This window comes from Shewanella sp. AC34-MNA-CIBAN-0136 (assembly GCF_040309945.1).
Lineage (GTDB): Bacteria > Pseudomonadota > Gammaproteobacteria > Enterobacterales > Shewanellaceae > Shewanella.
The window spans coordinates 70,748-83,821 of record NZ_JBEOPJ010000014.1 but is presented as its reverse complement, the minus strand read 5'-3'; the positions used below and the strand labels follow the sequence as shown (position 1 = coordinate 83,821).

Annotated in this window: 7 protein-coding genes and 1 pseudogene; 1 reads left to right on the top strand and 7 read right to left on the bottom strand. The window is 42.3% G+C overall.

Annotated features, from left to right (window positions below; all coding sequences use genetic code 11):
- Positions 1-248: 248 nt before the first annotated feature.
- The 5 genes from AAEY94_RS14505 to AAEY94_RS14485 all read right to left on the bottom strand — a co-directional run bounded on the left by AAEY94_RS14505 (position 249) and on the right by AAEY94_RS14485 (position 10,462).
- Complete coding sequence (locus AAEY94_RS14505; protein ID WP_350979106.1) at positions 249-3,335, bottom strand: efflux RND transporter permease subunit; 3,087 nt, start codon at positions 3,333-3,335, stop codon at positions 249-251.
- A 2-nt stretch (positions 3,336-3,337) separates the two neighbouring features.
- Positions 3,338-4,504 (bottom strand): efflux RND transporter periplasmic adaptor subunit, encoded by a 1,167-nt coding sequence (locus tag AAEY94_RS14500; RefSeq protein WP_243756183.1) that lies wholly within the window; start codon positions 4,502-4,504, stop codon positions 3,338-3,340.
- A gap of 36 nt (positions 4,505-4,540) precedes the next feature.
- Positions 4,541-5,011: a Dps family protein gene (locus tag AAEY94_RS14495; RefSeq protein WP_182744429.1), complete on the bottom strand. Its 471-nt coding sequence runs from the start codon at positions 5,009-5,011 to the stop codon at positions 4,541-4,543.
- Between the two features lie 689 nt (positions 5,012-5,700).
- Positions 5,701-9,534, bottom strand: a complete 3,834-nt coding sequence (gene putA / locus AAEY94_RS14490; protein WP_350979105.1) for a bifunctional proline dehydrogenase/L-glutamate gamma-semialdehyde dehydrogenase PutA — start codon at positions 9,532-9,534, stop codon at positions 5,701-5,703.
- Positions 9,535-10,048: 514 nt separating this feature from the next.
- Complete coding sequence (locus AAEY94_RS14485; protein ID WP_242445204.1) at positions 10,049-10,462, bottom strand: hypothetical protein; 414 nt, start codon at positions 10,460-10,462, stop codon at positions 10,049-10,051.
- 476 nt (positions 10,463-10,938) lie between these two features.
- Here AAEY94_RS14485 and AAEY94_RS14480 point away from each other — a divergent pair.
- Positions 10,939-11,314: pseudogene (locus AAEY94_RS14480) on the top strand (integrase core domain-containing protein); the annotation flags it as partial.
- A 223-nt stretch (positions 11,315-11,537) separates the two neighbouring features.
- On the opposite strand, the gene nrfD reads toward AAEY94_RS14480, so the two are convergent.
- Positions 11,538-12,479, bottom strand: a complete 942-nt coding sequence (gene nrfD, locus AAEY94_RS14475; RefSeq protein ID WP_350979104.1) for an NrfD/PsrC family molybdoenzyme membrane anchor subunit — start codon at positions 12,477-12,479, stop codon at positions 11,538-11,540.
- Entirely contained in the window at positions 12,476-13,048 is a 573-nt protein-coding gene (locus tag AAEY94_RS14470) for a 4Fe-4S dicluster domain-containing protein (protein WP_101088303.1), read from the bottom strand. Before AAEY94_RS14470 ends, nrfD begins: the two co-directional genes overlap by 4 nt.
- Positions 13,049-13,074: the final 26 nt, after the last annotated feature.

The window sequence follows — 13,074 nt, the reverse complement described above, 5'->3', positions numbered from 1 at the left end:
GAGCAATCAGTCATCTGACAAGCTTCAGAAAGCGAAATTGTCTTGGACTTTAACTGAAATTATTGGTTACTTAATGTTCCCAATCGCACAGTAAAATCATACCCATAAAACTAAATGCAGTCTGTTCGGCAACGAACAGACTGCATTTCCAAGCCCTCTTTTACAATGTTTTCAATCAATAAGATTAGCCAAATCTTGGGTGACTGCGCCAATCAAAACTGGACGCTACGAAAATATGAGTACGACAATCACATGTTCGTTGTTTTAGTCGGAGTTTGATCAGCGGTATTACCCTGCCCCTCAAGATCTGAAGTATCAATCTTCTTCGCCAGGACGATATAGAAAGCAGGCAACACATACATAGTTAACAAAGTACCGATACCGAGTCCTGTAGCAATGGTTATACCAATCGCAAAGCGCGACTCTGCTCCGGGGCCCGCTGCAATTAACAGCGGGATCATGGCGACGATAAGCGCCAGCGAAGTCATGATAATAGGGCGAAGTCGAATCGCTGCGGCTTCGATTACCGCGTCGCGCTTGTTGCATCCCCTTTCCTGAAGTGTGTTGGCAAATTCCACGATAAGAATACCGTTCTTCGCGACCACGCCAATCAATGTTATCAGACCAACCTGTGTGTAGATGTTCATCGACGCAAAACCAAGCATAATGAAGGCCATTGCCCCTGCAATTGACATCGGCACCGATATTAAAATGATAAGAGGATCACGCCAGCTCTCAAATTGCGCAGCAAGCACCAGATAGATAACGAGTAGCGATAAAAAGATAGTCACGATTAACGCACTGCCAGAATTTTCGAACTGTCTAGACTCGCCCTTAAAATCATAGCTGAAACCCCGAGGTAGGATATCGATCGCCTTGGTTTTCATGAAACTGATAGCATCTCCCATCGACACTGATGGCGCAGGAATGCCTTCGATCGTGATCGAATTCAGCTGATTGAATTGTGTTCTAGATGAGGGTTCTACATCATGCTCGAAGCTAACGACCGAGCCGAGCGGAACTAAATCGCCAGAGTCGGCGCGGATGAAATAATCGTTGAGCGCCGTTGCTGTTTGGCGCGCGTAGCGCTCAACCTGGGGAATAACCTCATACGAGCGCCCCTCCATGTTGAAACGACTAATAAACCCGCCGCCAAGCATACCGCCAAGCGCCTGACCAATTTCCTGCATCGACAAACCGAGATCGGCTACGCGTTCGCGGTCGACCTTTACTCGGGTGACGGGCTTATCGATATCGATCGATTTCTGCACGAATGTGAAGTTGCCACTCTGCATGGCAGCCCCTACGAATTCATCTGCTATTTGATCGAGTTGAGTAAAATCACTGCCCGAAGTTAGCACAAACTGAAAGGGTAGACCGCCACTCGAACCAGGCAAGGATGGAATTGGGAATAAAGCGGTTTTCAAACCAGTAATCCCTGCCACAGAAGCCTGCAGTTGAGGCATGATATCAAACTGCGATATATCTCGTTCGCTCCAAGGCTTCATTTTGAAACCGCCAAACACCGCATTGGGACTCGTCATACCAACCAGCATGAACGTCTCGTCGTAGCCTGGTACCTGCTCGAAGGCTGTCTGCATTTCTGTGCCATACTTCTGCAGGTATTCGAGTGTGGCTGTCTGCGGTCCTTTACCCTGAAACAAAATGATGCCACGGTCCTCAGTCGGTGCAAGCTCTTTCTGGCTTAGCATCATCATAAAAAAGATCGACACTAGTACGACTACCGCAAACATAATTACAGGTGAGACGGCCTTGACCATGATAGCCAGCGAGCGCTGATAAGTATTGGCGAGTCGGTCGAACAAACTTTCAATTGCACTCTCGAAGCGGGTCGACTGTCCATGTGGTTTGAGAACCTTACTGGCCAGCATAGGCGATAACGTCAAGGCAATGATACCTGAAATGACGACGGCACCAGCAAGCGTGAAAGCAAACTCGGTAAAAAGCGAACCAACCAGCCCACCCATGAAACCAATAGGCGCGTAGACTGCAACCAAGGTTATCGTCATGGCGATAACTGGATTAGCCATTTCTCGAGCACCGATCAACGCCGCTTCCTTCTTTGATTTACCATCAACGATATGCCGGTGTATGTTCTCGACTATGATAATAGCATCGTCGACGACCAAGCCTATAGCCAGCACAAGTGAGAGCAGCGTCAGTAAATTGAGCGAGAAACCCAGCACCAGCATGATGAAGGCTCCACCGATGAGCGAGAGCGGTACTGCTATTGAGGGAATGATTGCCGCTCGCAGAGATCCTAGGCATAGAAACACGATGACAAGAACGATACCCACTGCCTCGATAAGCGTCTTGATCACCTCATTAATTGAATCATCAATAAATGCTGATGCATCGTAGGGGAGTTCGACCTGCAGACCCGAGGGCAGCTGAGACTTTATATCCGGCAGGAGTTCTTTAACACGTTCTGCCACAGACAGTGGATTAGAACCCGGAGATAGATTAATGGCTACGTAGGTTGAAGGTTTACCCTTATACAGTGCTATGTTCTCGTAGGTTTGTGATCCGAGCTCTACCCTGGCGATATCCTTGAGACGAACGATACTATCTTCGGTCGATTTAATTATCAGATTCTCGAACTGTTTGGTGTTTGCAACGTCAGTATTCGTAGTGAGATTGATCTTGATGAATTCATCTTTGGTTTGCCCAACTGCAGAAATATAGTTGTTCTGACGCAGGGTTTGAGCAATATCTGTCGAGGTGAGATTAACCGCTGCAAGTCTTTGAGGATCGAGCCAGACTCTCAGCGCAAAGCGACGCCCCAGCAGTTCGGCCTTGGCTACACCGGATAGGGCTTGTAGTTTTGGCTGTACTTCTCGGGCAAGATAATCTGAGATCTGTGGGACTTTCATGGTATCGCTAAAGAAAGCGATGTACATGAGCGCACGACCTTCTCCCGTCGTCGAGTTGATAACAGGGTCCTGAGCCTCGTCAGGTAACTCGTTACGTTGACTGGCAACTTTAGATTGAATCTCCGCAAGTGCGTCATTAGCATCGTAGTTGAGTTCCATCTGTGCTTCGATGGTTGAAAAACCTTGTATGCTCGATGAGCTCAGAAAGTCTATGCCCTTTGCTTCGGCAATAGCCTGCTGCAAAGGTTGGGTAATGAATCCCTGGATCAATTCACTGCTGGCGCCTGGATATGCAGTAGTAACGGTGACTTTAGTGTTTTCCAATACAGGGTATTCGCGGATCTCCATCTCCATAATAGAGCGAATCCCAACCAGTAATATTAGTAGACTAACAACAATGGACAGCACTGGCCGTTGTATAAAAATGTCTGTAAAACGCATGTTTATTTAACTCCTGTACTGTCTGCAATCTTGTCATCTTGCTTTATTTTCACTCGCTGACCAGCCCTCAAGCGCAGCAAACCAGAGGCAATGATACGTTCACCGGGTTCTAACCCTTTGTTAATTTCAGTCATGCCATCCCGTGTAACGCCGGTTTCCAATGTCCGCTGCTCAGTGACCAGCTGGCCTTTTTCATTTTTAGTTAATGCATAGGCGAAATCGCCGTAGGTGTTGAAAGACAGTGCTATGTTTGGAATTGCAATGACCTGCCTTTCACCCTTTGCCATGGTTCTAATGGTAGCGAACATACCCGGTTTGAGGCTTTGTTGGGGGTTTAGAAGTTGGGCGCGCAGCTTAACTGTGCGTGTCTCTGGCGTGATAGAGCTATTAATTGCGGTAATTGTTCCCTTGAATACCTCTGAGCCAGTTGCCGCCACAGTGACTTCAACGAGATCACCAATATCAACGCTGGCCAGTTCCTGTTCAGACAGAGTATATTCGACCAGAATTGGATTAAGCATATTGATTTCAACGACAGGTGTACCCACAGATAAATATTCACCTATATCCGCTAGACGTAGCCCTACTATGCCGTCGAAGGGAGCCGTGAGTATTTTTTTACCAAACTGGGCCTCGGCTTCTTTTACTCGTGCTCTGGCTACATCCAGCGCAGCCTTTGTTTCATCTAAGGCGAACTGTGACACAGCCCGTTTGGAAATCAAGTCTGAGTTATGTTGAAATGCTTTCGAAGCAAGCTGTGCCTCAGCTAGACGTGTTGTAAGAGCGGCTTGCTCTATATCGCTGTTTAGGCGGATCAGGATATCGCCTTTTTTGACGGATTGACCCGATTTGAACAAAACTTTTGTCACTACACCGGGCAATTCATTGGCTATCATGACGCCGTTGATAGCTCTGATGCCACCGATTGATTGGATACTCGGTTGCCAAGATACTCTAGCGACCTCTGTAGTTTCAACGACAGTTGCGGGGCGTGGCTGAGAGAATTTGGCCTGCATTTGGTTAATTTGATAGAACTTGTAGCCGAAGATGCTGCCGATGACGACAAGGAGCAGAACGATAGCAATTGCGAAGCGTGAGAAAGTGCCCATCCAATCTGTATCCTTTTTAGTTAATATATAATAAGTAAATAACGTTAATAATCTGACCATTTAATTTCAAAAACTTGGTAGTTTGAAACGCTCAATCTACTTATTTGAAGCTCTCAACATCCACGATGTTTTTTCATGTATTCGCATTCGATCAGATACAAGAGATACTGTTGATTCGTCGTCTGATTGATGGGCCACTTTTAAAACATCGCGAGCAGTCTGTATAATTTTTTCGTGACCAACGAGTAATACTTCCATCATTTCCGTTGCATTGGGAACACCATCTACCTCATGGATTGAACTTAACTTGGAAAATTCTTTATAAGTGCCTGGCGCAGCAACATCGAGAGTTCGAACACGTTCGGCTATATCGTCTACAGCAATGGCCAATTCCATATACTGCTCTTCAAACATCAAGTGCAGCTCCCTAAACCTCACCCCAGTCACATTCCAGTGAAAGTTATGCGTCTGTAAATAAAGCGTATAAGTATCGGCTAATAACTTCTTTAACCCTTCAGCGATTTCGCTTCTATCTTTTTTATCAATGCCAATATTAATGTTGCTCATATTAAATTTCCTTTTAGTTTATTAATGGATATATTCATACTGATTTTTCTGAACGCTGAACGCTGAACGCTGAATGCTGAATTTAAAAATCCAGCTAGCACTTATTCCTTACATGTATTAATTTTTATATTGTATAGCGTAGGTGATTGATCGTTGTCCCAGTAATAAAGCTCAACGTCGTTCCTTAAACCAAGACGAAATGACATGGTCGAGTATTAATATTCTTTACTGAAATAAAAGCAGAGTAAGAAAAGTATTTTCCCGTAACACCAAGCAACACTTTACTCCATTACGGACTTAAGCTCTGTGCGATATCGAACCAACAATAATGCCTAGTGGATTAACATGAGGAATGGGGATATTGAATAAAGATTTATTAATCGCAATAAGAATAGATTCATCACCGTAACCTACTGCGAATAGACCTTAGCTGGGTGGTCGCTTAATCCTGTTGGCTTGGTCGTTCACTCATTTAATCAGGCTTAATTTTTTGCCAAAATGAAATGTAAAAAACAATATAAACCCCATCAAGTTAGGTTCGCACCGAAAGTATTATCTGTTGTCACTCATTAGCACTTTTATCAGTTATGACAAATAAATCGAAACATTAGGAGAATAAATCATCAACTTTTCAGTTGATGATTTATAAATATTTTGAATTTTTGTTTAAACATAACATTCAAAAATAGTTAGTTCTCTTCATCTAAAGTCATCAGCGACGTGTTACCACCAGATGCGGTAGTATCAATGCTAACGGCTTTTTCTGTTAATAAACGTTGAATGAGATTATCAAAATATTCTGAACTGATCATTGGTAAAATTGCCCCTTGACGTTCGGCTAATCTGTCACTGATATAATTTTTTCGGCCACAATGACTATCAACAACGACTCCTGATAACGCAGGATGCGCCAACAAAGTGGTTAAATGACATAAGCGGGTAATTTGAAAAACATTCTCATCTGCGCCTGTTGTAACGAACTTATCTCTAATGGCTAACGCTTGATCATAAAATAAATCAGAAACGACCGAGATAACGGTATTTCCGGTTGTCAAAGCCGTTACAATTGAGAGTATCCAAAAGTGAAAAGTCACATTTTCATCAGCAAAGCAGATGATATTACCGCGATTTTCCAAATAGAGTATATTAGACTCACCGGTTGGACCTGGAAGCGTTGTTGGCTTTTGCAGATGTTTTTCAACACACACTAATTGTGAATTAGCCGCTGTCAAAGTACTATTTAAGTCATCGGCTAAATCATCAACAATATCGATATCAGCCATTTCGGCTAACATTTGACTCACAAAAGAAATACGCTGATCTAACTGGGTCATGCGCCAGGTTTTTTCTGCTATATCCGCCCTATCCATCATTAATTCTGCTTCTGCTTTCGATCTCGAATCGCTCACTAAAGCATCAACTTGCGATGGTAATAAGTTAAATTTATCGGCATCGGGAGTGGCTTTCTCTTTCACTAGACGTGTTAAATAATATGGCCCACCCGCTTTTGGCCCTGTACCTGAAAGACCACGCCCCCCAAAAGGTTGCACCCCCACAATAGCGCCAATCATATTGCGATTTACATATACATTACCTGCACGCGATAGTGTCGCCAAATGAAAAGCTCGCTGTTCAATCCGCGTATGAATACCCATCGTTAAACCGAAACCGGTGCCATTAATATCATCAATGACTTTTTCTATTTCATCGCCTTTAAAACGAATAATATGGACACAGGGACCAAATACTTCATGCTTGAGCACACTAATATTGTCTATTTCATAAAGTCGCGGCGCAAAAAAGAAATGTTCGTTTTCTGCTATTTCATTTATCTCATTAGATATCGCGCATTGGTACAATAATTGACCATGAGTTTTCATATAGTCACTGTGAGCATTGAGTGAATCTAGCGCTTTTTGATCAATGACGGGACCTACATCAGTGCTGAGTTTTTCTGGATTACCCACATGTAATTCTGCTAATGCGCCTTTAAGCATTGTAATAACAGTATCAGCAATATCTTCTTGCAAAAATAAGACCCTGAGCGCAGAACAACGCTGACCTGCAGACTGAAATCCTGAAGAAATAACATCATCAATCACTTGCTCAGGCAAAGCTGTGGAGTCAACTATCATACAGTTTTGACCGCCTGTTTCAGCAATAAAAGGGACTTTTGCGCCGTCTCTATCAGCCAACGTTTGCGAAATAATAGTCGCTGTTTTAATCGAACCCGTAAAAATAACCGTTTGAATGTGTGCATTAGGAATAATAATACTTCCCACTTCACTGCCCTTGGCAATAACTGCTTGTACAACGCCATGAGGTAATCCAGCAGACGTCATTAGTTCAATAGCGCGCAATGCAATTAAACTTGTTTGCTCGGCTGGTTTGGCCAACACCGTATTACCAGTAGAAATGGCAGCTGTCACTTGCCCTGTAAATATCGCTAACGGGAAGTTCCAAGGGCTGATACATAACACCACACCACGAGCTTCTAAACGATCATCTTCTGCAAGTACTATCGCTTGTTGTGCATAATATCGACAAAAATCAACAGCCTCTCTGACTTCATCAATACCATCTTGAGTCGTTTTTCCCGCTTCTTTGATGCATAAGGCAATGAGCTCGTCCCTATGATGTTCGAGAATATCGGCGATACTGCATAATAAGGCTGCGCGTTCAGATACAGGCTTTTGTGACCATGAGGCAAATGCAGTTTGAGCCGTATCGATCATCGCGAGCATGTCATCTTTGCTATGATGTCGCTGGAAACCAATGATTTCACTTTGCTTTGCTGGGTTTCTAATGGCTACAGCCCCCTCTGGCGTGTCACTTTCAGAAAACTGGTTATTTTCAACCCAATTATCTAGTGATGTTTTTAGCGGGGTTACCATATTTATGTCGGTTAAATCTAAGCCCTTGGAATTATCTCGACCAACACCATTTTCATCATGGTACAAGGCAATAGGTTTGATAATCTGGCCGTTATATTTGTCTGTTAAGCGATGCATTTTTTTAACCGGGTCTTCAAGTAAAGATTCGACCGGTTGAGACTCATCAATAATGGCATTAACAAAAGAAGAATTAGCGCCATTTTCTAACAAACGACGGACTAAATAGGCTAGTAGCTCTTTATGAGGACCAACCGGTGCATAGACCCGACATTGAACATTTTCACTGGCAACAACTTGATCATATAAAGAACCACCCATGCCATATAGACATTGAAATTCAAATCTTGCTTTGTCATTGCCCGCCAGTTCAAGAATAGTCGTCACTGTGTAAGCATTATGTGTCGCAAACTGTGGATAGAGAGTATCTCTATATTCTAATAATTTTTTTGCACAGGCGAGGTAAGAAACATCAGTGGAAGCCTTGCGAGTGAATACGGGGAAATGTTCATAGCCACCTTTTTGAGTGTTTTTAATCTGAGTATCCCAATAAGCACCTTTAACTAAACGCACCATCATTTTTCGGCCAACACGAATGGTTAGCTCATGTAACCAATCAATGATAAAAATAGCCCGTTTTTGATAAGCTTGCAGAGCCATCGAAAAGCCATTCCAACCCGCTAATTCGTCATCACTAAATACCGCCTCAATAACATCAAGGGACAAATCTAATCGCTCAGATTCTTCCGCATCAACCGTTAAACCAATATTGTATTTTTTAGCTTGCAAACAAAGCGTTTTAAGTTTGGGAACAGCTTCAGTCATTACCCGTTGTCTTTGCGCAAATTCGTAACGAGGATGAATAGCAGAAAGCTTAACTGAGATACCAGGAACTCTACGAGGATCGTTCTTACCTGACGCGAGTGAAACCGCGCCAATAGCATCTATGGCAACTTGATAAGCTTTAAAATATTTATCAGCATCACCCATGGTGCGCGCACCCTCACCCAGCATATCGTAAGAATATACGAAGCCTTGCCGATCTTGTTTGGTAGCATGCTCTGTTGCAGCTTGAATCGTTTCGCCCATAACAAACTGCTCACCCATAATTTGCATGGCATAGTTCATTGCTTTACGAATGACAGGCTCACCTAAACGACCAATAATCTTTTTCAATAAATCAAAACTATCTTTTTCGCGTTCGTCAGCATAATCAACCATAGTGCCGGTAACTAATAACCCCCACGATGAGGCATTAACAAACAGTGAATCACTGCTGCCCAAATGACTTCGCCACTCACCTTGAGAAATTTTATCGCTAATGAGGGCATCTTGAGTGTGCTTATCTGGTACACGTAATAAGGCCTCAGCCAAACACATCAACACCACACCTTCTTCACTGGATAATGTGTATTCTGCGAGTAAGGCATCTACAGCACCGTTACCTGATTCGTCTCTACGTATTTTTAATGATATTTTACGTGCCTTTTCCCACGCTCTGCTGGCAGCTTCATCGTTAACGTCTGCTAACGGTAAAATATGCTCTACCGCAACACTTTCATCAATACGATAGAACTCGCGAATTTTCTGACGAATAGGAGAGTCCGTAATGTTCGAATTATTAAAAAGCATGTGCTTCACCTCAGCATGAATAAATTGTATTTTGCAATGACTGGAGACATTTGATATCTAAGAGATACCTAAGATTTGATAACTAACGAGTAAATTATACTGCTCTTTAGTTTTAGACTCTGTGCGTTAGCGTACTTTCTATAAAACACGGTTAACAGTGGTTCCAACTCTTAACATTAACTCATACTTTCAAAAACTTATCAGGCTATATGCCGTTGATAAACTATCGTTTGGTTTTGCCAATATCGCTGAGTTTAAGTGGAGTGATACCTACGTTGAGGTAATACAACCCATAAATTCGGCCTAGATTTGTTGAAAGGTTGCATTATCTGTATATGGCTTGATATGAATTGGCCGTTGTTACCAACTTTAACGTTATTTTGGTAGCTAAAATAACGCCTAAAGTTAGTCATTAAAAAGGCTCTGCTTGCCACAGGAGTGCATTCTGAAAAGTTGCTAGTACTAAATCACTCAGTATGACGCTATGTGATTTTTTGTTTGTGAGTCATTTATGCTACAAATCGTCAATTTGTTTCATGTTACGTGCCAGTAATCGCCCCTCGGCCTCTTGAACCGACAATATATTATCAAGAAATTCCGTCACCGAAGGTGCACAGCTGCATTTTTGCAGATACTCAAATAGTCCGACGATATTTTTGTGATATTCAAGAGTGACAATTGCTATTTCATCCGTATCCATCTTCTCAAACGGATGCTCACCTTCAGTGTGAATAGAAATAGTGAATTTTTCGTAGTAATGCCGGCTATACGTGTTGAGTGCACTGCTATTACCATTGTCTTCAAACTTTTTCATTACCTGCGCCATTTTTTTTTCGTGCTCTGAAATGTACTTAAGCAGCAAACCAACTCTTACACTATCGCTTTTTTGTGCACAATTGGCGGCAAAATAATGCAGTTCTTGGTGCATGTTTTTAGTCCATTGCATAACATCGTGAAGTGTTTCTATTTGCATATTATCCTCAAAATTAAAGCTTTTAGGTCACTCTGGGTGGAAAGTGAATCGCCTGCCTAGCATAAAAATAAAAAAATGGTAAAAAAATATCACCATCTGCGGCTTGAATTTCAATCGCCTTTAACTCATCTAGTCTATGCAACACTATGTATTTACTACATAATTAAAAATTAGCAACCACGATTTAACTCATGATGTTGATGGTCATAATACGTGTATTTTACTTTTTACTCTGTTCGTTGCCGCACTGAACTTGACATAAATATCTGTCTAATCAAGATATTTACAAACCTTACTGAGAAGAAGTATGACCAATATAGGGCAATTAGAATTATCGGCTCATCGTGGCGATATCATCAAAGAGGTCAACAGGCTCATTGAAAAATATCGTGCTATTTTTTAGATGGAACGTATCTGAAATAGATAAACGCTGGGCAGAAAAATGCTTATAGAAAGACGTTGTGTTGCACTCTGATAATGGTGATCCCATGAAAAACCTGACGATGCGAGCGAGGATGTAAAATTTAGTGGGTGTGACCAAATGAAGTCGTCCAAGGATGAATAATGATAATCCGTACTCAGAATCTACTGTTTAGAACGGTAAAGTATCATCCGCGTTGGCCTAGTGAAGTTTTTATATCGTTAGATGAAGCGCGTACATGAGTAAATGAATTTGTTTATGGGTAAGACAACGGAACATCGCCATAGCAGGATTAAGTTTGTGACACCAAATCAGAGACATGATGGTCTTGATGTTAGGATACTGGCGAAGCGAAAAGTGTGGTATCAGACAACAGAAATGAACATCTAGAGCAATGAACAAAAAGAACAGAAAGAACAGAAAGAACAGAAACTGTCAGCCATAGGCTGTGGAGTTAAATTAAAAGCAACAAAAAGAAGCTGTTTAACCATTTAAGCGACAACTGACATGAAAAAACTGATGGTATTAATGTAATTCATATGTGTTTTACCCTCCAATCAACCTATGTCTACTGGAGGGCAAAAGATGACTTATCTACTTATTTCTTGGTTAACTTATATAACTTTGTCCAGCATAGATGATGAAGTGTCGTAATGCTAAAACACCCGTCAAACTGCAGCAGGCAACTGATATCATGATGGCTTTAGTGTGACGAGCATTGGCAGGTAAAAACATCGACAGAATGGGAACGATAAACCCGATACCGACTACGCCTATCCAAAACACGCTAGCCCAAATGTCGGTACTTAATGATGCTAATGCTTCAGCAGCTGCGCCTCCTGTGAAATAAAGAGTACTAAACAGCATCACTAAAAACATCATTTCTGACACGATTACCGGTAAATCCAGGCTGTGCATTTTTGCCACATCGTTATCATGGGGGCTGCTATTAAAACAGGTTAACGCAACGATTACGTTACCCGCTGCTCCCGCTGATAAACCAGATGCTAAAAACAATGCCGGTAATACTGCAGTATTGAGCATTGGGTAGGCATTCATGGCCGAGATTAAAAAGCCAGTATACGCACCAACACCGATAGCAAGTACAAACAGTAGGATTTCGATGACTTTACGCATTGGTAATAGCATGTGCCCTATTGGGGCTAAAAATCCTAACTTCCACTTTGGTAAATCATCTCGCAATACAATCAATGCATAAGCAATACCTAAAGGTGAATAAGCCAATAAGGCCAACACACCAATCGCCATTACAGATGTAAAATTATAATTGACTAAGATGAGCCAGAAATGAAATGGCTTGGTTAAATCAAACACTAAACAGGCCAAGCCTAAGCTTATGGCTACTGGCCCGATAATGGCAGAGGCTTTTAATATCGAAGTTTCAATATTGCCCACTTTACTATACCAACGCATACCAATACCAATGAGTACGCTACCTGCCGATAAACCGGCCATAAATAAATAAACGGCGATAACCCAGTTCCATGTCACTGGATCATATTGCGCCATGTCGCCCCATATATTGTTCATGACTCTATCCCTCCTCGTTTAGTCGGAACACGGTACACTCGTGGTTTGGTACCTAAATGCGTTTTGTCTTGATAGGTTATTTTTGTATTCAGTAATTGAGCAACCTCACTTTTACTGTCGTTAACATCGCCAAAATACAATGCATCTGTTGGGCATGCTGTAACACAAGCGGGTTGTTCACCTCTGGCTAGGCGCGTGTCTTTACAGAAATTACATTTGTCTGCTGCCTTGGTTATGGGATTCATAAAGCGCACTTTGTATGGACATGCCGCGACACAATACATACAGCCAACGCACTTATCGTTATGAATAGACACTAAGCCATTTTCGTCTATGTAAGCGGCACCTGTAGGGCAAACACTGACACAAGGTGCGTCTTCACATTGCTGACAGGACACACGGTGATATTTAAAATGTAAGTTTGGTGCTTCACCAAAAGGACCTTCCACCCTAACTTGCAGGCGTGTTACCCCTTCAGGGACTTCGTTTTCACTACGACAAGCTATATTGCAAGCTTGGCAGCCGATGCATTTGTTTTCATCATGCACCATGACATATCGTTTGCTCATAGGAGACTCCAAATCAATTAGTTACC

Bases quoted from the DNA above. Each gene is read 5' to 3' on its own strand.
- AAEY94_RS14505 (WP_350979106.1), bottom strand. From the start codon at position 3,335: ATGCGTTTTACAGACATTTTTATACAACGGCCAGTGCTGTCCATTGTT.
- AAEY94_RS14500 (WP_243756183.1), bottom strand. From the start codon at position 4,504: ATGGTCAGATTATTAACGTTATTTACTTATTATATATTAACTAAAAAG.
- AAEY94_RS14495 (WP_182744429.1), bottom strand. From the start codon at position 5,011: ATGAGCAACATTAATATTGGCATTGATAAAAAAGATAGAAGCGAAATC.
- putA (WP_350979105.1), bottom strand. From the start codon at position 9,534: ATGCTTTTTAATAATTCGAACATTACGGACTCTCCTATTCGTCAGAAA.
- AAEY94_RS14485 (WP_242445204.1), bottom strand. From the start codon at position 10,462: ATGCACCAAGAACTGCATTATTTTGCCGCCAATTGTGCACAAAAAAGC.
- nrfD (WP_350979104.1), bottom strand. From the start codon at position 12,479: ATGAACAATATATGGGGCGACATGGCGCAATATGATCCAGTGACATGG.
- AAEY94_RS14470 (WP_101088303.1), bottom strand. From the start codon at position 13,048: ATGAGCAAACGATATGTCATGGTGCATGATGAAAACAAATGCATCGGC.